Annotated in this window: 18 protein-coding genes; 8 read left to right on the top strand and 10 right to left on the bottom strand. The window is 66.1% G+C overall.

Features of this window, described 5'->3' with window-relative positions; translation table 11 throughout:
* Window positions 1-267 precede the first annotated feature (267 nt).
* A complete protein-coding gene (locus tag ACNO8S_RS00745; RefSeq protein ID WP_044951612.1) occupies window positions 268-1,194 on the bottom strand; it encodes a nucleoside hydrolase in 927 nt (308 codons plus the stop codon).
* A 357-nt stretch (window positions 1,195-1,551) separates the two neighbouring features.
* Between ACNO8S_RS00745 and ACNO8S_RS00740 the strand changes: the two genes are divergently transcribed.
* Complete coding sequence (locus tag ACNO8S_RS00740) at window positions 1,552-5,007, top strand: CehA/McbA family metallohydrolase (RefSeq protein ID WP_420182334.1); 3,456 nt, start codon at window positions 1,552-1,554, stop codon at window positions 5,005-5,007.
* A gap of 3 nt (window positions 5,008-5,010) precedes the next feature.
* On the top strand, window positions 5,011-5,730 hold the full coding sequence (locus ACNO8S_RS00735) for a hypothetical protein (RefSeq protein ID WP_014039283.1): 720 nt from the start codon (window positions 5,011-5,013) through the stop codon (window positions 5,728-5,730).
* Between the two features lie 84 nt (window positions 5,731-5,814).
* On the opposite strand, the gene ACNO8S_RS00730 is transcribed toward ACNO8S_RS00735, so the two are convergent.
* On the bottom strand, window positions 5,815-6,009 hold the full coding sequence (locus tag ACNO8S_RS00730; RefSeq protein WP_004518274.1) for a XapX domain-containing protein: 195 nt from the start codon (window positions 6,007-6,009) through the stop codon (window positions 5,815-5,817).
* 474 nt (window positions 6,010-6,483) lie between these two features.
* On the opposite strand from ACNO8S_RS00730, the gene ACNO8S_RS00725 reads away from it, so the two are divergent.
* The gene (locus ACNO8S_RS00725) at window positions 6,484-7,524 is read left to right on the top strand and encodes a zinc-binding dehydrogenase (protein WP_044951606.1); all 1,041 of its coding nucleotides are present in this window, start codon (window positions 6,484-6,486) and stop codon (window positions 7,522-7,524) included.
* Window positions 7,525-7,546: 22 nt separating this feature from the next.
* Here the strand turns inward: ACNO8S_RS00725 and ACNO8S_RS00720 are convergent, their stop codons facing one another.
* Window positions 7,547-8,758 carry a cation:proton antiporter gene (locus ACNO8S_RS00720; protein ID WP_151144667.1) on the bottom strand — a complete coding sequence of 404 codons (1,212 nt, stop codon included), beginning with the start codon at window positions 8,756-8,758 and terminating at the stop codon, window positions 7,547-7,549.
* A 38-nt stretch (window positions 8,759-8,796) separates the two neighbouring features.
* Window positions 8,797-9,285: a cation:proton antiporter regulatory subunit gene (locus ACNO8S_RS00715; protein WP_014039280.1), complete on the bottom strand. Its 489-nt coding sequence runs from the start codon at window positions 9,283-9,285 to the stop codon at window positions 8,797-8,799.
* 174 nt (window positions 9,286-9,459) lie between these two features.
* Between ACNO8S_RS00715 and ACNO8S_RS00710 the strand changes: the two genes are divergently transcribed.
* Both ACNO8S_RS00710 and ACNO8S_RS00705 read left to right on the top strand, forming a co-directional pair.
* Entirely contained in the window at window positions 9,460-10,233 is a 774-nt protein-coding gene (locus ACNO8S_RS00710) for a CbiX/SirB N-terminal domain-containing protein (RefSeq protein ID WP_050037436.1), read from the top strand.
* A gap of 77 nt (window positions 10,234-10,310) precedes the next feature.
* Complete coding sequence (locus ACNO8S_RS00705; RefSeq protein WP_014039278.1) at window positions 10,311-10,778, top strand: DUF2062 domain-containing protein; 468 nt, start codon at window positions 10,311-10,313, stop codon at window positions 10,776-10,778.
* A 16-nt stretch (window positions 10,779-10,794) separates the two neighbouring features.
* Here ACNO8S_RS00705 and ACNO8S_RS00700 read toward each other — a convergent pair whose 3' ends face one another.
* From ACNO8S_RS00700 to cobN, 3 genes are read right to left on the bottom strand one after another with little or no spacing between them, the layout of a single operon-like run.
* Window positions 10,795-11,556: a cobalt-precorrin-7 (C(5))-methyltransferase gene (locus ACNO8S_RS00700; RefSeq protein ID WP_420182333.1), complete on the bottom strand. Its 762-nt coding sequence runs from the start codon at window positions 11,554-11,556 to the stop codon at window positions 10,795-10,797.
* Window positions 11,549-12,280, bottom strand: coding sequence for a precorrin-8X methylmutase (locus tag ACNO8S_RS00695; protein ID WP_064287280.1), 732 nt, complete (start codon window positions 12,278-12,280; stop codon window positions 11,549-11,551). Before ACNO8S_RS00695 ends, ACNO8S_RS00700 begins: the two co-directional genes overlap by 8 nt.
* The gene (gene cobN / locus ACNO8S_RS00690; RefSeq protein WP_420182332.1) at window positions 12,270-16,166 is read right to left on the bottom strand and encodes a cobaltochelatase subunit CobN; all 3,897 of its coding nucleotides are present in this window, start codon (window positions 16,164-16,166) and stop codon (window positions 12,270-12,272) included. The genes ACNO8S_RS00695 and cobN overlap by 11 nt, the downstream gene beginning before the upstream one ends.
* A gap of 35 nt (window positions 16,167-16,201) precedes the next feature.
* Between cobN and ACNO8S_RS00685 the strand changes: the two genes are divergently transcribed.
* The 3 genes from ACNO8S_RS00685 (at window position 16,202) to ACNO8S_RS00675 (ending at window position 19,353) form a co-directional block, all read left to right on the top strand.
* The gene (locus tag ACNO8S_RS00685) at window positions 16,202-18,364 is read left to right on the top strand and encodes a VWA domain-containing protein (RefSeq protein WP_014039274.1); all 2,163 of its coding nucleotides are present in this window, start codon (window positions 16,202-16,204) and stop codon (window positions 18,362-18,364) included.
* A gap of 69 nt (window positions 18,365-18,433) precedes the next feature.
* Entirely contained in the window at window positions 18,434-18,640 is a 207-nt protein-coding gene (locus ACNO8S_RS00680) for a CbtB domain-containing protein (RefSeq protein ID WP_014039273.1), read from the top strand.
* The gene (locus tag ACNO8S_RS00675) at window positions 18,640-19,353 is read left to right on the top strand and encodes a CbtA family protein (protein WP_050037432.1); all 714 of its coding nucleotides are present in this window, start codon (window positions 18,640-18,642) and stop codon (window positions 19,351-19,353) included. The genes ACNO8S_RS00680 and ACNO8S_RS00675 overlap by 1 nt, the downstream gene beginning before the upstream one ends.
* 12 nt (window positions 19,354-19,365) lie before the next feature.
* Here ACNO8S_RS00675 and ACNO8S_RS00670 read toward each other — a convergent pair whose 3' ends face one another.
* From ACNO8S_RS00670 to ACNO8S_RS00660, 3 genes are all read right to left on the bottom strand, one after another.
* Window positions 19,366-20,076 (bottom strand): Rnase Y domain-containing protein, encoded by a 711-nt coding sequence (locus ACNO8S_RS00670; protein WP_420182331.1) that lies wholly within the window; start codon window positions 20,074-20,076, stop codon window positions 19,366-19,368.
* Between the two features lie 137 nt (window positions 20,077-20,213).
* On the bottom strand, window positions 20,214-21,473 hold the full coding sequence (locus tag ACNO8S_RS00665) for a PQQ-binding-like beta-propeller repeat protein (RefSeq protein WP_420182330.1): 1,260 nt from the start codon (window positions 21,471-21,473) through the stop codon (window positions 20,214-20,216).
* Window positions 21,466-21,837 carry a DUF3209 family protein gene (locus ACNO8S_RS00660; protein ID WP_014039269.1) on the bottom strand — a complete coding sequence of 124 codons (372 nt, stop codon included), beginning with the start codon at window positions 21,835-21,837 and terminating at the stop codon, window positions 21,466-21,468. The genes ACNO8S_RS00665 and ACNO8S_RS00660 overlap by 8 nt, the downstream gene beginning before the upstream one ends.
* Between the last annotated feature and the right edge of the window lie 2 nt (window positions 21,838-21,839).

Below are 21,839 nucleotides of genomic sequence, written 5' to 3'. Positions count from 1 at the left end.
GAACTACAACAAATAATCCACACAGACGCTGGTGTGGTAATATTGCACAAAGTGAATCACAGACTTGTGCCATATTGGCATTCGGTCGGCAATAGCACAGTAGCGCAAGTTCGGACACACTCGTGCTGCAGCGGTGGAGCAGTCCGCGCCTCAGTGGTCTGGTTTCCGTGGCTTCAGGCTGTCGGCTCATCGGATTTTCGCCCCGAAGACAGTTTCACGGGTGTTATCAGGGCGTTGTAATAGCAGAACCGACACAGCAAGCGGTCGCTACTGCGTCGCGTAGGCTTGGAGGCCCGTCTCAAGGATGTCCCGGTATCGGTCGACGTCGATGTCGACAGCGACACGATTGTTGGGGTCGTTGTCGGTCGTGCCGTGCTCGTCACAGATGACGGCCCCGTGGCAGGGACCGCCGGTCGTGTCTACCTCAATGTGGTACTCCTCGAAGGTGAGTACCGATTCGTCGATGAGATCGGCGACGACGGCGGCGTCGTGGATAGCCGGTGCGTCGGCGAGCGGGTAGGTCCCGGAGTCGGGTCGGTAGTCGAGCCACTCGGCGATGGTTCCGCGGACGCCGTCGGCCGTGCGGAACTCCTCGATGAACTCGGGGGAGACGGTGGCGCGGTTGGTCACGTCCAGGCCGACCATCCGCGTGTTGGCGTCCTGCAGGACGCGGCTGGCCGCCGCGGGGTCGTTGTGGAAGTTGGCCTCGGCCATCGGCGTCACGTTCCCGGTCGTCATCGCCGCCCCACCCATGAGATAGATGTCCTCGACGAGGTCGGGTAACCGGGGCTCCTTGGCCAGTGCGATCGCCAGATTCGGAAGCGGACCGACGGCTGCGATCGTCAGTTCGTCCCCGTACTCGTGGGCGGCTTCGACGATTGCGTCGGCCCCGTGGATGTCCCGCGTGTCGCCGTCGGCGTCGGGGATGTCGCCGTGGAGCCCGTTCTCGCCGTGAATCCACTCGGCGGTCGTGAGATCGTCGACGAGCGGACGCCCACAGCCCCGGGACACCGGAACGTCGTAGCCACCGAGGCCCAGTATCGCGTGGGCGTTTCGCGTCGTGTTCTCGATAGTCGTGTTCCCGCAGACAGTCGAGAGACCGACAACGTCGATTGCATCGTGACCGAGCGCCATCGCCAGCATGACCGCGTCGTCGCAGCCAGGGTCCGTATCAAAGAAGACTTTGCGTGACATACCTCCGAAATTCCGCCCATCGGGTCTTAAAGGCTGGTACGTACCGGATGTAACACGGAAGCACCGCTGTAGACAGACCTGTGGACGATCTGTCGGGCCATCGTCGCTACCACAATCGGTGTGTCGGAATGTGTGGCCGACAGATTAGGTGTGTCCGTCAACGCCGTCTTATACTGGCCAAGCGGTGTGATAGCAGGGGACAGCAAAGAGTCGGTCCATCCCCAGAGTCGAAATCCGAGCCACGGTTCGAAGGGACGAGGCGAAGTTGGTCGTTCGTTACAGACAACAGTCAGTATCCGGAAATAGTGCGTCTATCATAAATTTTAACTATATAGTCATAATACTGTACGGGAAGTGATGGACAGAAATCACATACGACCAGTACTACTCAGCGTACTACTCGTTCTGTCGGTGGTCAGCACCGGCTTCCTTGGAAGTGCCGCTGCTGTACCGAGCGAGCAAAACGAGTTGGTAACGGCGAATAGCCAGACAGCGACACAGACAGCCGCAGCTGGTGGGGCGACCTGTCAGCTTGACAGTAGTTGTCCAGTGCCTGATAATTCGGTCGATCTCAACAACAGTGGGGCCGGGGTCGACGTGTTGATCGACGGGAGTCATCAGGGCTCGACGTTCACGAAGTTCGCAAACCGACTCAGCGAACGCGGGTACGACGTCGACACGAAACGGTCGACGACCGGCGGGCTGACCTCGTGGAACAGTTCGGCCGCGAACGGGCTGTCGGACTACGACGTGGTCGTTATTCCCGTCCCTCAGACGGCCTATAGCGAGGCCGAACAGGATGCGATCGACGAATACGTCAGAAACGGCGGCAGCCTGTTCGTCGTCGGGGATTGGACCTCACCGCTACAGGGTCACGCCGGCAAGCTCAACGACATCACCGACCCGTACGGGCTCCACTTCAACGGCGAGAGCGACAAGTGGCTCCGGAACATTCAGGACCCGACCAACAAGACAGTCGAAGACTACGAGTGGCGAGTTGTGCTCCACAACACGGGCCAACATCCGATAATGAACAACGTGGACACCGTGGAGTACGACGGCGTCAGTCTCAACGTGACCGACACGGACAACGGGACGCAGGCCCCGTTGCTGTACGGTGACAGCGATACCTACGAGTACACTTACTCCACGACAGAGAAAGAGTACCCCCGCGGCGAGCGCATCGTCGGTGCGGCCGCGACGTGGGACATCGGTGACAACGGCCGCGTCGTCGCCTTCGGCAGCCAGAAGTCGCTCACGACGTATCTCACCGACGAGTGGCAGGCCGAACACCAGCAGACCGATACGCGGCCGTTCCTCTTCCGAACGGTGAAGTGGCTGGCCTCGTCGGGCCACGTCGAGCGACCGGACAGGCCGGTCGCCGTCACCGGCGAGCAAATCAAGGGCGGCGAGACGCCGGCGAACGAGACCATCGTCCTGAAAAACAGCGAAGTCGCCGCCGCTATCGGCACTGAAACTAACGGTCCTTTCGGCACGTTGCCGGGCGGTATCTACGACGCCAACGCGTACGGGCTGACGACCGACCAGATCGGCGTCGCCGAGTTCGCGTTCAACAACTTCGGAACGTGGCCGAACTACGAGTCCTTCGAGCGCCAGAACGCAACCGGTCCGAACGACGCAGCAGTCGTCACCGCGACCGGCCACGTCAGTACGAACCCGAACGTTTCAGTCACGACGACGTACACGCTGCCGGCCAATTCCAGCCACATCTGGATCAACACCACGATGGAGAACGGCGGCGACCAGCGCCTTCCGGTCAATGATTCCGAGCGTCTCCAGAGCGGGGCAGCACTGAGTTCCGAGGGGCAGTCGACCTGGCTCCCCGGTTCGGGGAGAATCGAGGAGACGCGCTCGCCGCCAGTGAGTGCCGACACACTCGACCAGCCCTGGGCCGCGCTCACTGGTGACCGCGTGAGCTACGGCGTCTGGGGCGGGAACGACTCCTTTACCTCGTACACGGGTTCCACAACCTGGATTGACCCGTGGCTCGAACACCGTCTCGACCCCGGCGAAACGCGGTCAGCGGAGTTCGCTCTCTTTGTCGGCGAGGACGGTTCAAGTAGCGCGACCAGCGAGTACTACAACAAGCAGCAGGGAACCGAGACAGGGACGGTGACTGGCAGTATCGAAAGCACGGACAACGAGTCCGTCTCACAGGCCACAGTCACCGCCTCGAAGGGCGACCGCGCGTTCACCTACACCGTCGGGTCGGAGACCGGAACGTACGAACTCGAACTCCCCGCCGGTGAGTACACGCTGACGGCCGATGCCAGCGGGTTCGCAGCATCAGAGCCCAAGTCCGTCACCGTCAGCGGCGGCGAAACGACAACCGCCGACTTCGACTCGCTAGAAGGACCGGCTCCCGTCAACGTCACCGCAACGATAGACGACGAGGGCGAGGTCAGTCCCGCCGATGCCCGGATTACGGTGCTCGACGGCGGCACCGCGGTCCAGACCGTCTACACCCGGACGACGCCGGCCGGCACGGCCTCGTTCCAGCTTCCGCCCGGCAACTACACGCTGGTGTTCAACCACGGGACCGGCTACATCGCCGAACCAGTCGAGAAGAACATCTCGGTGACGCCCGGCGAGAAAGTCAGCGTCAACGCGACGTTCACCGAGGAGCTGGACCCCAGCGAACGCAACTGGGTCGGCATCGATCCCCACGCCCACAGCAGCGTCAGCTTCGACGGCAAGACGCCCATCGACAACTTCGTCGCCATCCAGAAATCGGCGGGCGTCGACGCGGTGTTCATTTCCGACCACAACGCCATCGGCGGCTGGGGCTCGATGGAGTCACAGGCCGCAGAGCGCGACATCATGTTCATCCGGAGCGAAGAGATAACCACCGGTGACCTCGGGCACTTCAACCCCTACCCGATGCACGGCGAGGAGATGGTCGACTCCGACGGGACCCTCGTGGAGTTCATCGAGGAGTCCCGGAACCGACACAACGCAACGGTGTTCCAGATCAACCATCCGGGTGACCGCTTTGTCAGCCTCGACAGTGCGCCCGGCCAACACGAGGAGTACCTTCCGATGGTCGACGCCATCGAGGCGTACAACGGTCCGTACGGCGAATCCGACGCTGCCAGCGTTCAGGGGCTGTTCACCCTCTGGAACGAGGGCTACGAGATCACGGCGACCGGTGTCAGCGACGACCACTGTTCGCAGTGCTTCCCGGCGAAATACGGCACCGCCCGCACGCGGGCATACGTTGAGGGACCCGTCACGCCTGAGAAGTGGGCCCAGTCCGTGAAAGACGGACATACGTACGCGACGTACGGTCCCGCCGTCGAGTTCACCGTCGACGACAGGATGCCTGGCGAGACCGTGAACACGACCGCCGGGTCGTCCGTAGAGGCGTCCGCAACGGTCCGGAACCTCGACGAACTGGCCTACGCCGAGGTCATCCGGAACGGCACGACGGTCTCGAACGTCACGCTCGACGGGACGAACGACACCATGAGCACTGACGTGGACATCGACGGGAACGCCTGGGTCGCCTTCCGCGTCGTCGACGAGGACGGCGACCGAGCGCTGACCAGCCCGGTCTGGATTTCGACCGACCAGCAGGCCGAATCCGGGACTGACGGCAACGGCGAATCCGGCGGCACTACGGGGACTGCAACGCCGGCGGACACCGAGGGCGAGTCAGCGGCAACAGCAGCGGATGACACTGCAACCGCGGAGTCGGAGACGACCGCCGCGTCCGGACCCGGGTTCACCGCCGTCGTCACACTGTTCGCGCTCGTCGGCGCGGCGCTGCTCGCAACACGACGGAGGACCTGATTCATGCGGGACACCAGCCAGCGACGGAGTCGGCGTGGGTTCCTCGGAACCCTCGCGCTGGCTGCGGCGACCAGCGCAGGCTGTAGCAGCCTCGGCGGGACGCAGAACAGCCAGTCGGACGACATCGGGGCCGGCGGCTCGACGCCAACGCCCGCGCAGGGAGACGATGGGCCACATCACGACGAGGCGCACGGCCACACGCACACAGACGGCAGTCACGACCATGGCGAGGGACACAGCCACGGCAACGAACACGCAGGTAGCGACGACGAAGCCGACGGTACTGCCGACACCGAACTGGCCGCGTTCGAGTCCAACCTGCGGAAGTGGTTCGTCGACATCGACTCGCTCGCCGTCGAAGACAGCCGCGTCAGGCTGACGTACGTCACGAAGAGCACGCGCGGCCACGAACTCGCGGCCGGCATCGAGACGGTCGTCGTCTCGTTCATCCAGGCGTACACGGACGACTGGGGGGTCGAGGGCCTCGACGCGGAGGTGATCGAGCCGTCCGGCGACGTGATGGGCTACTGGCGAACCGAATCGCGGTGGGTCGAACCGGTCGTCGAGGGCCACGAGACGCGGACCGCGCTCCTCGAACGGACGCTCGACACGTACCACGGCCGCCTCACTCGCGATCACGATCACGGGGAGGCTGGAACCGACCACGGCGAGAACGAAAGCACTCACCAGCACCACAACGGAACCGAGCACGCGGACCACTGACGGCGGCAGTGTCGTCACTGCCGTCACTGTCGTTCTGGTAGCGAGAAGCTAGGACGCTCAGGTCCGAAAAGCGCTCTATCGTCGTCAGACCTTCAGCAACGACAGCAGGCTGACGCCGACGTCGAAGTACTCGATGAGGCGATAGCCGACGAGGATTCCGAGGATACCCATGACACCGGCGAGATTCGGTGGGGCCGGAATGGGAACGTCAAGCAGTCCGAACACGACGCCGGTTGCGACGCCAGTCATCGTCGCGACGATAACGAGCGAGAGATTCATCGGTCGGTCACCGCTGTCCCACAGCGAGGAGCCACGCAGTCGCGTGTCGGAACGGCCCGAGAGCGACCAGTGGGTGTGTTTGATGTGTGTGTCATTGGTGCCGTAGAGAACGGGTTCGAGCGATAAGTATGCTCCTCATCGAGCCAGCAGTGGTGAGTAGTAGCACACACCAAGCCCGGACAGTGTTGCAAGGCCGAGAAGGACGCTCAGATATCTGAATTAGCGTCTTTTGTGTTTTTATCTCCAGATATCCACAGTATCTCAGGCTGATATGGCCGCATATACGATAGATAATAATAGAAGTCGGCTAGATAGAGAGAAGATGTGTATTCTGTAACCATACAGTGCATAGACAGAATAGAATAAGCAATAGACACAGATTGAGCGGCGCTGGTAGACCGAACACTGGCGACGACAACCAGAATAGCCTCCGGGAGGCTGGCGTTTATAAGCGAGCCACGGGAAGTGATGACGATGCAAGCCGTTCAGTTCGACAGTCACGGCGATCGTGATGTGCTCGAGTATGGCGAGTTTCCCGACCCCGAACCGGGCCGCGACGAGGTCGTCATCGACGTGAAGGCGGCCGCACTGAACCACCTCGACATCTGGACCCGTCGCGGGCTCCCCGGCATCGACCTCGATATGCCACACATCCCGGGGAGTGACGCCGCCGGGGTCGTCGACGAGGTGGGCGACGGCGTTTCGCGGTTCGAGCCGGGCGACCGCGTCGCCGTCCTCGCCGGCAAGAGCGGCGGTGGCGACGAGTTCACGCGGAAGGGCGACCCGACGCTCGCGCCTGATTTCCACATCATCGGCGAGCACGTCCGGGGTGTCCACAGCGAGTACGCCGCCGTGCCAGCGGAGAATCTCACGCCAGTCCCGGAGGGCGTCGACTGGGAGACGGCCGCCGCGTCGCCACTGGTGTTCCAGACCGCCTGGCGGATGCTCCGTGACCGCGGCGACCTGAAGGCCGGCGAGTCCGTTCTCGTTCTCGGTGCCTCCGGCGGTGTCGGCCACGCGGCCGTCCAGATAGCCGACCACGCCGGCGCTGAGGTGTTCGCCACTGCCAGCAGCCAGGAAAAGCTCGACTACGCCGAAGAACTGGGCGCGGACCACACCATCAACTACGAGGAGGCGGACTTCGCGAGCGAGATTCGGGACCTGACCGACGGCCGCGGCGTCGACATGGTTGTCGATCACATCGGCGCACAGACATGGCAGGACTCGCTCAAAAGCCTCGTCAAGGGCGGCCGGGTCGTCACCTGCGGCGCGACCACCGGCGGCAACCCGGAGACGGACATCAACCGCATCTTCTGGAACCAGTTGCAGGTCATCGGCTCGACGATGGCCACCCCGGGGCAGGCCGACGAAGTGCTTGATCTGGTCTGGCAAGGAGAGATGGAGCCGCGAGTCCGCGAGACGCTGCCGATGAGCGAGATCGCTCGGGCACACGAGATAATCGAGGACCGCGAAGGCTTCGGGAAGGTCGTCGTCGTTCCCGACAGCGAACTGTAGGGCCGCCCCCACATTTTTCTCGTTACTCCGCCCCGAAGCGGGCCGTTGCAAAGTCCTCGAAGGGAGCAGAGTACTGCATCAGCATCGTCCCGAGAATACTCATCACGAGCACGTAGGCGACAGTAAAGGAGTAGACGGCGTTGGCTAGCTCGGACGACAGCGACGTGCCTGCGCCGGTCAGTGCGACGGCGGCGATGATCAGAGAGAACTCGCCGCGAGTGACCATGCCGAGGCCGACGCGTATCGACCGACGGGGGTCGAGGTCGTACGCGCGGCCGCCCAGATAGCCCGACAGGATTTTCGTCGGCGTGGTGACGACGACAGCGGCGGCGACCAGCCCCGCGACGCTTGCGAACAATCGGGGGTCGGTCTCGACGCCGATCCAGAAGAAAAACACCGCCGCAAACGTGTCGCGGACAGGCTCCAACAGGTTCTCCAGTTTATGTGTGTGGGTGGTCGAGGCGAAGGCCATCCCGACGAAAAAGGCAGCGACAGCTTCGCTGACGCCGATAGCGAGGGCGATGCCGGAGACGAGAACCGTGATGCCGACGGCTCGTATCACTGTGAACTCATTCGAGTTCGTCTGCAGGGCCCGCTCGAACCACGGCGTCCCGTAGCGGGCCAGGAGCAGGAGCGCGACGATGAACGAGAGCGCGACGCCGACGGAGGTCACGGCGGCCCCCACGTCGGACCCGCCGGCGACGAGAGCGGCGGCTATCGTGAGATACACAGCGATGACCAGGTCCTCGAACACGAGCGTCCCGAGCAACGGGTCGGCCTCGTCGTTGGCGATCCAGCCGAGGTCGATGAGCGACTTCGTGATGATGGCCGACGAGGAGATGTAGACGATGCCGGCGACCAGAAAGGCCGCGAGCGGGTCGCGAAACAGCGCGAACCCGAGCAGGAGACCGGCACCGAAGTTGATGGCGAGGTCGATGGTCCCCGCTCTGGTGATGCGCTCCCAGCGGTCCAGCAGCCGGTCGAGATTGAACTCAAGCCCGAGGAAAAACAGCAGGAAGACGATACCGAGCTCCGCGCCGAGTTCGATGAACTCGGAGGACTCGACGACGGGGAGGCCGTAGCCGGCGACGGAGAATTGCCCCGCAACCGACGGCGACAGCACCATCCCGATGATGATGTAGAACGGAATCACCGACTTGTTCAGCCACACGGCGACGAGGGTAGCGACCGCGACGGCGGCGAACAACACGCCGATACCGAGCAGGTCAGCCACGGCGGTAGCCCCCCAACGAGCCGGCTACAGGCATCTGTCTACAGCTCTCCGCCAAGGAGCTGCTCGAACCGCTCACAGTTGTCGCGTTCGCCGATGACGACGATTGTGTCGCCGGCCTCGATTTCGGCGGTGGACGCGGGGGCGGCGATGACGTCGTCGTCGCGCTGTATCGCGACGACAGTGACGCCAGTTCGCTGACCGACATCAGCGCCGGCCAGCGTCTCACCGACTAGCGGCGAGTCGTCCTCGACTGCGTACCACTCGAGCAGTGTGCCCTCCGACAGCATCGTCTCGACGTGATTGGATTCGACCGGCTGGAAGTACGCGCCTTCGAGTATCGTGCCGACTATCCGAGCCATCCGGTCAGAGAGTTCGAGCAACTTCACAGAGTCGGCGTCCTCGCTCTCTCTCAGATACAGTTCGCGAGTGCCCGTGTTGTGGGTCACGACGACCAGTTGTTGGCCACCGCCGATGTCCACCTCGTGTTTCTTTCCCACGCCGGGCAGGTCACTCTCGGTCACGTCCATAGCCCGAGATTGCGGTCCAGCATCCATAAGACCCGGTGCCCGCTGCGCTGCACAGACGGTCGTCGATAGCCGGTACGACGGGGGACCCAAAGGTATTAGTGGGTTCCTGCCAACGTTCAGGCAAGCCAACTTTCGCTAAAACAACTCAGCTTGTTTTAGCGTTAGGAGCTACCAATGCCACACGACACACTCCTGCTCATCGGTCGGGACACGTCACGCGCTACGCCCTACGAGACACACGCTCGCCGTCTGCGCGAGCGCGGGGTAGCCACCGACGTGACGGTGCTGACCTACGACCACGAACCCCGTCGGGAGTTACGCGACGAACTGGTAGCCATCGATGCGGACCGGGTGTTTGCGCTCCCGATGACCGTCGCTCACGACCACACGACAGTCACGGACGTTCCGGCGGCGCTCGAGGAGGTCGACGCCGAGACGCATTACTGCGAACCGGTTGGGCGAAGCCCACTGCTGACCGAAGCGCTCCGTGATCGTGCCGCCGCTGCGGTACCGGAAGCTGCCGATTCGTCCGTCGCACTCGTTGCCTTCGGCTCCAGCGGCAAGCCGTATCAGCGGCAGGTGACGGAGTACCACGCCGAGCGCCTGCGCGAGCGGTCAGCCTTCGGCGAGGTCGAACCGTGCTATCTGCTGCAAAACCCCGCCGTCGAATGTGTCAGGTACAACCTCACCCACGACCACGCCGTCGCCGTGCCGCTCTTTCTCGCGCCGACCGACGCAACTGAGACGCAGATTCCCGCCAAGCTCGACCTCGACAGAGGCGGGCTCGCCTACACTGACACGCTGGGCGACCATCCGCTCGTCACCGAGGCCGTCGCAACCGCCGTCGAGACGGCACGGACGATGGCCGACACGCGCACGCCACAGACGTTCGAGGCGACGCTGGCCGCCACAAACCGGCCGATGGCGACCGACGGCGAGGGCGATTAGGGCTGTCGCGGCGGCAGTGCCGAGCTCCCGTCGACGAGAGGAAGCGATTTGTACCCACGGTACATTCTGGCACGTAGATGGTTCGCCGACGAGTAGCGCAGACGCGGGAACAGGTCAAAGAGAAGCTGGTGACCGCGCTGATAGAGGACCACTCTCCGCGAGAGGTCGCGATGAGCTTCAGCGTCGGTGTGTTCCTCACCGCGCTACCGACGCTTGGCACTGGGTTCATCGCCTTTCTCGTCCTCGCGTACCTGTTCAGACAGCTCAGCAAGGTCGCGCTGTTTGCCTCGGTGCTGATACTCAATCCGCCAGTCAAGTGGGGCGTGTACGCGTCGAGCTTCTGGCTCGGCAACCGGATTCTGGGGCCGATACCCGGGCTGTCATTCGACGGTGTGTCGATGTCGATGGGCGGCGACGTGCTGGTCCGACTGTGGACGGGGAACATCATCCTGGCCATCGTGTTCGCTGCTATCGGGTACGTGCTGGCGTTCCGTCTGATAAACGAATACAGGCGGCGGCAGCAAGAGCCCGCCGCAGTTAGCTGACCGCAGTAAAACGGCCTCAGTCTCGCCGCACGACGAACACCGACAGGTCCGAGAACCGCGTGTCGTCCCTGCCGCCACCGCCAGCATCTTTGGCAAGATCGCCGAGCGTCGTCGCGGTCCGGTCCTCGTCGTCGTGGGTCAGTCGCTCGTAGACCAGCACCGGCAGCTCGGGGTCGCCGCCAGCGTCCAGCAGTTCGGCTGCGACGTCTTCGGGCATCAGGTCGAAGGGGCGCGGCAACACGAGCAGGTGTCGGTCGCCCACGTCGCTCCGGAGCCGGTCGAGGTCGGTGGAGAGGTCGCCGCTCTTGTGGAGCGTCACAAAGGTCGTGTCCTCCATTGGCGTCCGGGCGCGACTGGCAGCCAGTTGCAGCGAGGAGATGCCCGGCACGATACGAACCGGCCGGTCGACGGCGCGCTGGACCTTCCCGACGAACTGGTAGCCCGAATGGTTCGGGTCACCCATCGCCACCGCAGTCCCACGCTCGCCGTCGGCCACGCGTTCGGCGAAAGTCTCCAGCGTGTCGAGTTCGTCCCGGTAGCCACAGGTCAGCAGGTCCGCGTCGGTCCGGTCGGCGACGAAGTCGACGACGGTTTCGAAGCCGACGACTACGTCAGCTTCGCGAATCGCCTGCTCACCGCGCGGCGTCAGGAAATCGAGGTTCCCCGGGCCGATGCCGACAGCGTGGACCGGCCGGTCGGCGTCGGGGTCCTCGGGCGCGCTCGCCGCGATGGCCGCTGGGTCCGGCCCGCTATCGAGGTCGTAGTCGTCGCTACTCATCGAGCGTGAGTTCCCCGTCTCGTACGTCTGAGGCTACGTGCACCAGTTCGTTCGTCAGCCCGGCGGCCAGTCCGCTCCCGCCGCGGCGGCCGACGTTCGTGATGGTCGGCACGCCGTGCTCGGCGGCGACCTCGCGGAGCCGCTCTCGGCTCTCGGCGGCCTTGACGAAGCCGACGGGCGTGGCGACGACGACCGCCGGGCGCGTGCCGTCCTCGATGCAGTCCGCCAGCGCGAGCGCGGCGGTCGGCGCGTTCCCGACGACGGCAATCGCCCCGTCGTAGACGCCCTGCTTGTCGAGTTCGAGGACCGACGCCGCCGTGCGAGTCATCCCGGTTTCGGCGGCCAGTTCCGCGCCGTTACCGATGGCCTTCTGGACCGGACAGTCGTGACCGCGACCGGTGATGCCGGCCTTGACCATCGTGATGTCGGTGACGATGGGCTGTTCATCGAGGACAGCGCGAGCCCCCGCACGGACCGGTTCGTCGTCGTCCGTCCCGGTGAACCGCATCAGGTGCTGGAACTCGGGGTCACCGGTCGCGTGGACTGACTTCTGGCGAATCCGGTCGGCCAGCGTCTCGTCCGGCACGAGTTCGCGCACGCGGTCCATCGACGTCTCCGCGATGTCCATCGCGTTCGAGGTGGTCGCGCCGAGGTCGGCGTACTCCTCGAAGTCGTCGTCGCTGTTCGTCTCGTCGTCTGTCACGTCGTCTGTGTTAGTCGTCATCTGAGGTCACCTCTGTCGAATCGTTGCTGGAGCCAGCCCCGGCACGGGCCTCCAAATCACCGTCCACCTCCAGGTTCAGATCCCGCAGGCGGTCCCGCGTCTCGTCGTCGGCGTCCCAGAGCCCGCGGTCGATAGCTTCGAGTAGGGTGTCGGTGATCGAATCCAGCGCCCAGGGGTTCACGTCCCGGAGCCACTCCTGTCGGTCCGCGTCGAAGGCGTAGCGCTCGGCCACGTCCTCCCACAGCGTGTCGCTGACCACGTCGGTCGTCGCGTCCCAGCCCAGCACCACGTCAACCGTCGTCGAGAGGTCCCCGGCTCCTTTGTAGCCGTGTTTCTCCATCGAGTCGAGCCACGAGGGGTTCAGAACGCGGGCGCGCATCGCCTTCCGGACCTTTTCCTCGTTGGTGTAGACGTCGACGTTGTCCGGATCCGAGGAGTCCCCGACGTAGGAGTTCGGCTCCTCGCCGGCGATTTCCGTGACTGCGGAGATGAAACCGCCGTGGAAGGCGTACCAGTCCGAGGAGTCGAACTCGTCCTGTTCGGCGGTGTCCTCGATTTTGACCGTCGCGTCGACCGAGGACAGGCGGCGCTCAAATGCGTCATGGGCGTCGCTGACCCGGCCGCGCGAGCCCATCGCGTAGCCGCCCCACTGGACGTACACGTCGGCGAGGTCCGAGCGGTCGTCCCAGTTGCCCTCGTCGACGGCCTTGTTCGTCCCGGCACCGTAGCCGCCCGGCCGGGTCGTAAAGACGCGGTGTTTCGCCGCGCTCTCGGCGTCGCCCTCGTCCATGCCATCGGCGACGAGGTCGTCGGTCTCCTCCTCGACGTGTTTCTTCACGTAGTTCATCTCGTGGGGTTCGTCGAGGTCGACGACGGCGTCGACGGCATCGTGGACGACTCCCGCGGCCGCCGGGAAGGCGTCACGGAACAGGCCGGAGACGCGCGTCGTCACGTCGATGCGCGGGCGGCCGAGTTCGTCGAGCGGAATCGGCTCCACGTCCTCGACGCGTCCGGCGTCGGACCAGACCGGTTCGACGCCCATCAGGGCGAGCACCTGCGCGATGGTCTCACCGCGGGTCCGGACCGTCGGCGTGCCCCAGACCACGACGCCGATTTCCTCGGGATACTCGCCCTCGTCCGTTTCGTGGCGTTCCAGCACGCCGTCGGCGACCTCGCTGCCAACGTCCCAGGCCGTCTTGGCCGGGACCTTCCGCGGGTCCAGCGTGTAGAAGTTCCGGGCCGTGGGGAGCAGGTCGACGCCGCCGCGGGTCGGCGCGCCGGAGCCGCCGGGCGGGACGTACTCGCCAGCCAGCGCGTCCGCAGTTCGCGGAATCTCGTCGGCCGCGCCGGCCACCCGCGGGGCCGCTTCCTCGCAGATGTAGGCCAGCGCCTCGCGGAGGTCCTCGTGTGCGCCAGACCGCACGCGGGCATCCCCGAGCGGTTCGATGTCGACCACGAGAAGGTTCATATTCACCTCCGAGGTGTTGTCTTCGAGTTCGCTCTCGGGCACGTCGAAGTCGTGCTCGGCCAGCGTCCGGACGAGGTCTTTGCTGGTCTCGTGGACGTGGTCGGCGGCCTCGGCGTAGGTCATCCCCAGCGCCTCGTCGTACTCGCCGGGGGCGTTGCGCAGTTTGTCGTAATCGACGCCGAGCACGCCAGCGACGCTCTCGCGCAGGGACGGCGCGCCGGGGTTCTCGAGGCGCGTGAGCGCGACCAGGTAGTCGACCAGTCGGTCGTCGGCCGGCGGCTCGCCCATCGTGTGCAGCCCCTTCCGGATCTGCGTCGTCTTCACGTCGGTGAGGTACTCGTGGACCCGTTCGACGAGGGCGTCAATGTCGAGGTCGTCGCCAGCCACGTCACCCTCAGCGAGCGTCGACCCGGCTTCGTCAGGGCCACGTACGTCGGCCTTCTCGTCAATCTCACCAGCGATGCCCAGCTCCACAGCGAGGTCCAGTTCGTCGACGGTCTGGCGGAGCTGCTCGGCGAGGTGCTCGCCGTCGTCGGTCCGAGCGTCTTCCATGCCGGCCTCGCGGTAGCGGTCGGCCAGTTCTTCCAGGTCGGCCAAGTCGTCGTAGGTCCCGGCGTTGGCCATCACCGGCGTCAAGTAGTCCACGATGGCGGCGTAGGACCGCCGCTTCGCCTGGGTCCCCTCGCCGGGGTTGTTGACGATGTACGGGTAGACGTTCGGGATGTCGTCGATGAGCTGGTCCGGTGCGCTCTCGCCGTCCAGCCCGACAGTCTTGCCCGGCAGCCACTCCAGACTGCCGTGGGTCCCGAGGTGAACGACAGCGTCCGTCTCGTAGCTGTTGCGGAGCCAGCGGTAGAACGCGACGTAGTCGTGGGGCGGCTGGAGGTCGGAGTCGTGGTACACCTTCGAGGGGTCCATGCCGAAGCCCCGTGGCGGCTGGACTGTCACGAGCACGTTTCCGAACTCCACGCCGGGAATTGCGAACGGGCGCTCGGGCGGGTCGCCCCACTCCTCGACGACGTTCTCACGGAAGTCGTCGTCAAGCATCTCGAACCACTCGCCGTACTGGGTCGGCGAGACGGTGTCGACGCTCATCTCGCGCACGTCCTCGGGCGCGACCCAGCGGTCGTCCAGCGTCAGTTGGGCGGTGAGGCGTTCGACGAGGGACTGGCCGCTGTCGGGCATCGTGTCGCCCAGGTCATAGCCCCGACTGTCCAGCTCTTCCAGCAGATTCACCGTGCTCTCGGGCGAATCCAGCCCGAAGGCGGTCCCGATGCCGTCGTCGCTGGGCGGGTAGTTGTGGAGGACGACGGCGACCTGCTTCTCGTCGTTCGGGGTGTGGCGCAGTTCGGCCCAGTTCACCGCCAGCCGAGCGACGTGGTCGATGCGGTCGTCGATTGGGAAGTGCTGTTTCGGCGCGCTGCCGATGCCGGCGTCGTCGTCAGTACGCTCCTTGCCCGAGATGGGGTGGGTGATGACGTTGCCGTCGAACTCCGGCAGCGCGACCGAGAGCGCGAGTTCGAAGCCCATCACGCCCGTGTCGCTGCTGTCGTAGCGGGACCGCGAGCGCATCGTCGTCACCGTCTGGATGACCGGGACGCCAAGCTTGTCGAGGAACACGTCTTCCGCGCTCTGGCCCTCGTCGTCGGCGCTGCGGCCGCGCTCGTCCATCGACAGCGAGAACATGAACGACGAACAGACGGCGTCGACGAGCGGATTGCCGTCGTCGTCCAGCAGCCACTCTTCGGTGACCTGCTCGGCGTTCCACTGGCCCTCGGCGTCGGTCGCCGGTTCACAGAATATCGGGAGCGCGTTCGCCCCGTGGGCCTCAATGGCCCGGACCTGCGCGTCGACGTAGCGGGTGTTCTCGTGTGTCCAGTGCGATTCGTAGAACCACACGGCGACCGTCGGTTTCGACGGGTCGAATGTCGCCCGCAGGTCCTCGATGCTCGCGCCCGGATGGTCGGGATGGTAGACGCCCTCCGTCGGGAGTGTCACCGGGTCGTCGTACGCGGGATCGGCGTCGCCGTACTGCGCCACGAGGTAGCGGAGGCAGTTGGCGACGTTGCTCGCCCCGCCCTTGTCGAGGTAGTCGTACACGGTGTCGCGGTGCTCGTCGGGGACCGACGTGTCCTCGAAGGCGAAGGCGTCGCCCGTCGCTTTCACCACGAGCGGGACGCCGGCCTCGCGCAATCGCTCGACGGCCATCTCGTAGCCGGGCATGCTGTCCTCGGCTCCGTGGAGCCACAGGATTACGGCGTCGGCGTCTGTCAGTTCGTCGACGAACGCCTCGACCGCTGGCTCGTCGTCGAGGTCGCTCTCCGAGCGCACGACGAGGTCGGCGTCGACCTCGTCCGCGGCCCGCTGGACGGCCCCGAGTTCGTTCTCCGTCGCGGTGTAGAGTCCTAGCTGTGGCATAACGTTATTAAATCTCCGTTTGCACTAATACAAGTATGGTTGTACTCGGCGACGGCAAAAAAGCTTCGCAGGAGGCCTCCTTCGCAGCCGTGGTGGGCCAGCGGGACCTCAAAGACGGGTTGCTGGCCGTCGCGACAGACGACGACCTCGACGGCCTGCTGGTCCGCGGCGAGAAGGGGACGGCGAAATCGACGGCCGTGCGCGCCCTCGCCGACCTGCTGCCCGAGCAGCGCGCGGTCGCGGACTGTCCCTACGGCTGTCCACCGGACAGGCCGGAGGCCCAGTGTGACGACTGCCGGACGCGGGCGGACCCACCCGTCGAGACGCGGTCGGTGCCACTCGTCACGCTCCCGCTGGGCGCGACCCGGGACCGCGTCGTCGGGACGCTGTCGGTGGCCGACGCGCTCGACGGCGACCACGAGTTCGACCCCGGCTTGCTGGCCCGCGCGAACCGCGGCATCCTCTACGTGGACGAGGTGAACCTGCTGGACGACCACCTCGTCGACGTGCTGCTCGACGCTGCTGCGAGCGGCCAGAACCGGGTCGAGCGCGACGGCGTCACCGTTTCCCACCCCGCCGAGTTCACCCTCGTCGGGACGATGAACCCCGAGGAGGGCGACCTCCGCCCGCAGTTGCGGGACCGATTCGCCCTGCAGACCGAGGTGTCGGCCTGCGAGAACCTCGATGACCGTGTCGCTATCATCGACCAAGCACTGGGAGAGGACGGCGACGAGGAGATGCAGAGCGAACCCGACCGCGACCCGGGCGAGCGCCTGCGGACCGCCCGCGAACTGCTGCCCGAGGTCGCCCTCGCCCGCGAGTTCCGCGAGCAGATCGCCGAACTCTGTCGGGACGCCGGCCTCGACGGTCACCGCGGCGACATCGCCACCGCGCGGGCGGCCCGGACGTTCGCCGCGCTCGACGGGCGGACGACGGTTCTTGAATCAGACATCGAGCGCGCCGCCGAGTTCGCGCTCCCCCACCGGCTCACCTCCCGGCCCTTCGAGGACGCGCCGGACGTGGACGACGTGCTCGACGACCATTTCGAGGACGGCGAGGACGAATCCGAGGAGCAGTCCGACGACGACGGAGAAAACGGTGACGAGGAAGGTGACGCGGAAGACGATGGAGAGGAAGCGGGGGCCGGCGACGAGTCAGTAAACGACGGAGCCGATTCCGAAGGCGGTGAGGACGGAAGCGAACAGCAAGAACAGCGGCCGGACGACAGCGGTGACGCCGGCGAGGGCGGCGACGACGAGTCAGGCGAGCGCGGCGAGCAGCCAACGCCCACCTCGGCCGACAGCGACGGCGAGCGGCAGGAAGCAGAGGCCGGCGACGGCGAAGGAGCGGCCGGAGACGACGGTGGGGAGGGAGAGTCCAACCAGTCCGACGACCCGGAAAACGCCACCCCGCTGCTGCCGGGCCAGTCCCGCGCCACAGTCGGCGACAGCGGCGCACCCGACGTGGATGCCCCGTCGGTCGACACCGACGGTGGGAGCGCAAGCGGCCGTGCGAGCGCGACAGGGACGAAACGCGGTGCAACGGTCCGAACCGAGCGCGCCGGCCGGGACGATGAGGTCGACGCCGCAGCGTCGGTCCGGGCGGCGGCCAGTCGCGGGAGCGGCCATGTCGAGTCACGTGACCTTCGGAAGTCCGTTCGTGCAGGCGACGCCGAGACGCTGGTCGTGTTCGCCGTCGACGCAAGCGCGTCGATGCGCCCGGCGATGAAAGCCGCGAAGGGGACTGTGCTGGAACTGTTGAAGGACGCCTACCAAGCCCGCGACCAGGTCGCCTTTGTCACCTTCGCCGGCGAGGGCGCGGACGTGGTCCTCCCGCCGACCGAGAGCGTCTCGCTGGCGGCCCGACACCTGAAGGACCTCCCGACCGGCGACCGGACGCCGCTGCCGGACGGGCTGGCGGCCGCTCGGGAAGTGCTCGACCGGGCGGACCCGGACGCCGGCGTTGTCGTCGTCGTGACCGACGGCCGGGCGAACACCGCCGACGGGAGTCCGGTCGCAGCGACCAGAAACGCGGCGCGGACGCTCGGCGAAGCAGCCGACCGCACCGTCGTCGTGGATGCGGGCGAAGGGAGTCGCGCCGGTCTGCTCGACCTCGTTGCTGACGAAACGGACGCGTCGGTCGTCCCGCTGGACGCGCTGACCGCCGAGCGCGTCGACGCCGTCGCCAGCAAGCGATAACCCCCGGCCGGAGCTGTCTCAGGCGGAAGTTTTACAATCTTACTTGTTCTTAAGACAAACGAGATTTCAATGCAGGACGACACTGACACCGCACGCGCTACGGACAGCGTGCATGACCGTATCGAACGCGCCAGAGCGTCGCTGACCGGCCCGCAGATCGCCATTGCCGTCGCGCTGGTGGCGGCGCTCGGCTTCACGCTGCTGTTCGTGCAGGACCCGATGCTGCACGACTCGCTGCACAACTTCCGACACAGCGCCGGGATCACCTGCCACTGATGGCGACTGACTACCTCGAACGCGGCGCAGTGGCCGGCGTGGCCGGCGGGCTGGTCTACGGCCTGTTCGTCGCGACAGTCGGGAACAGCTTCACTGCCGGACTGGAGACGTTCGAACACGGGCACGGCCACGGCGGCGGCCCCGTCGTCTCCGGGCTCACGACGGCCGTCGCGAGCATCGGCGGCGGCGTCCTCTGGGGCCTGCTGTTCGGCGTCGCAGTGTTCGGGATGGCGTATTTCTTCCTCGAACCTGCAATCCCCGGCTCGGGCGCGACGAAGCGACTGGCGCTTGCGGGAGCCGGCTTTCTCACCGTCTCCGGCGCGCCGTGGCTCGTCCTGCCGCCACAGCCGCCGGGCGTCGAGCAGGCGCTTGGGACAGAGACGCGCCTCGCCTGGTACGCCGGCCTGATGGCACTGGGGGCGCTGGTCGCAGTGCTCGCCGGGCTCGCGTATCAGCGGACAGCGCGCCACCACACCGCCATTCGACTCGGAGCCATGGCGCTGCCGCTCGCACTGCTCGCAGTTCCGGTCGCGCTCGCACCGGCAAACCCGGTCCACGGTGACGTGCCTGCCGCGCTCGTCGCGGCCTACCGCTGGACGGTCGTGTTCGGCCAGCTAGTGCTGTGGGCCACAATCGCAGGGGTTCACGCCTGGCTCGGGGACAGTGATACCCCAGCCGCGGACGACCTGGACTATCCCGCGACCGCGGACTAACGACGACGCGGCTCAGATTTTTCCGGCAACCGTTCCGAGATTCAGCGCCAGGCCGACGATAGCGACGACGGCGGCGATAGCGAGGTTCGTCGTCGTCCCGCCGACGCCGAACGACGCCGTACCGGCCGAGACCAGCGCGCCGAACCCGATCCCGGCAACGACGAGCGCGACACCGGTCAGCCCGACAAGCATCGTGCCGGTCGGGCCGAACCGACCGGCCGACCGATCCGCCTCGTACCGGTCCAGCGCGTCGTGCATCGTCTCCGTGACCGATTCCTCTACGTCCGTCATCTGCCCCGAAAGGTAGGTGTGCAGCGTCTTCTCGTGCTCGTCGAGTTCCGTGGCACGTTCTGACAACTGCGCATCGTACTCCGTCAGTTCGGCCTCGCGCTCGTCGAGGGCCGTCTCCCGGTCGTCGAGAGCGGCTTCGCGTTCATCAAGTCGGTACTCCCGCTCGTCCAGTTCCGCCTCTCGCCGGTCAAGCTCCTCCTCGCGGGCGTCATTCTTCTCTTCGCGCCGATCGAGTTCCGCGCTCCGCTGGTCGAGACCCATCTCCCGCTCGTTGAGCCGTCGCTGCATCTGCGCGAACTCCCGTTCGCGCTCGGTTGGGCGGTCGTCGACGGTGCTGTCGTCGGCGCTGTCGTCGACGGTGCTGTCGTCGTCGGCTTCGTAGTCCGCCGCCGGCTGTGCCTCCTCGTGGTCCGGGTCTGTGTTATCAGCCATACTGGGCTCCTATACCGAGACGCTACGGCTATCGAACGGTTAGTTTGACACCACATAACACGGTAATCGGAGCCAAACCGGGGACAGCAAAAAGTCGTCTGGAGTGCCGTTACAGCCGAGATCGCTACGTCGACGCGTCAGCGACAGGGCTGCGCTATCCCGACGCGATGCAGCCGATACGCGCCGCGCTCGCGCCCCTCGTCGTGGTAAACGACCGGCTCCTCGACAGCGACGGCGGTCCCGTCGGAGACTGCGGCCGCCGTCACAACGCCGTCGGTGTCCAGCGTGTCGACGGGGCCGTCTGCGACATCGAACAGCCGAAGCGCGTGGTCGTCGGCGTCGCGGTCCCGGAAGTTCTGCGCGCCGGGAACGGCGAGCAGCGAGCCGTCAGTCCCCAACCCGCTGGCGAAACCGCCGACAGGGGCGTCCCAGCGGCGGTCACCATCGAGCGAGACACCAGCGGCGGTGTGCTCGTTCGGGTGGCGGGCGTCCGTTTCACGGCCGTCCTCTGGATATGTGTTGCCGGTGACGAACACCGCGCCCTCGTCCGTCGCGTGGACGTGGTTCGGGTACGCGTAGACGGTGTCACCGGCCACGTCGGTCGGCGTCGCCAGTGGGACGCGCCAGCGCTCCCGGCCGCCGCTGTCGAGCCGGTAGCCACAGTAGTCGCCGTGGCTGGAGACGACAGCGCCGTCGTCCAGCAAGGCCACGTCACCGACACGCCGCTGGCCGTCGGTGCCGGGGTCCCACATCCAGCGCGGGTCACCGTCGGCGGCATCGAGGACGACGAGGCCGTGCTGGTGGTCGCCAGGACAGCGGTTGTAGGCGATTGCGACGCGGCCATCGTCGGCGTCGAGGGATATCGGCGAACCGTCGGTCCGGTACGTCCAGTCGACGGTGCCGTCGGGCGCGAACGCGTAGACGACGCTCTCGAAGTGGCGGAGGTCGTTCCCGTCGGCGTCAGTCCGTCGCTCGTACCGTCTGGCGGCGGCATAGAGCCGGCCGCCGTCGGTTGCGAGGCTGGCGACGAACGGCAACAGAAATCTGGTCTCCTGCTGGGCCTCGCCGAGGTCCCCGCGGGTTTCGTACCGCCATCGCAGGTCGCCGCCTGCATCGTGACAGCGGATTTGCCCGCGAGCGCTGCGCTCCCCGACGACGACACCGCCGTCGAAGGACACCGCCGCGACGACGCTCGGCTCGCCGTCCGTGCCGTACTGCCAGCGCCGGTGTAGCGGACCGGCGTCCGCCGACACGTCGAACGCCTGCAGGTCCCCATCAGCGGTGCCGACGACCGCGAGGCCATTGGTTAGCGTGACCGCCGAGCGGCGGCCCTGATGGCGCGAGCGGGCTGGTGCTACATCCCCGAGGTCGGCGGTCGGGGCGCGCTGGCTACTCATCGACCGGGAACGCCTCGTGGAGGACGTCGTGGGCCTCACCCAGCCCGTCGAGGACGTCCTCGCCCTGCATGGTGATGCGCGACACCGCCCGCTCGGCGTCGCGGACCGCCACGAGTCGCCCCCGGAGGTAGTCGTACTCGGGGTCGTCTTCGGGGGTCGCGGCGATCTCCTCTTCGAGGTCCACGAGCGCGGCGTCGAGGTGGCGCTCGATGGCGGCCAGCGTCTCCGCGCCGGCGAGGGCCTCGATGGGGCCGGTCATGTGACCCTCCAGCTCCTGTTCGGCGTGCTGGCGGGCGTGGTCGTCTTCGGTACCGAGAACGTTCATGAGGCCCAGTCGGAGGGCCTCGATTTCGTAGCAGCTCATGG

This window comes from Haloarcula sp. KBTZ06, from assembly GCF_048595605.1.
Classification (GTDB): Archaea; Halobacteriota; Halobacteria; order Halobacteriales; family Haloarculaceae; genus Haloarcula; species Haloarcula hispanica.
Note: the sequence above shows the minus strand (reverse complement) of the source record. Positions and strands in the feature narration are given on the sequence as shown.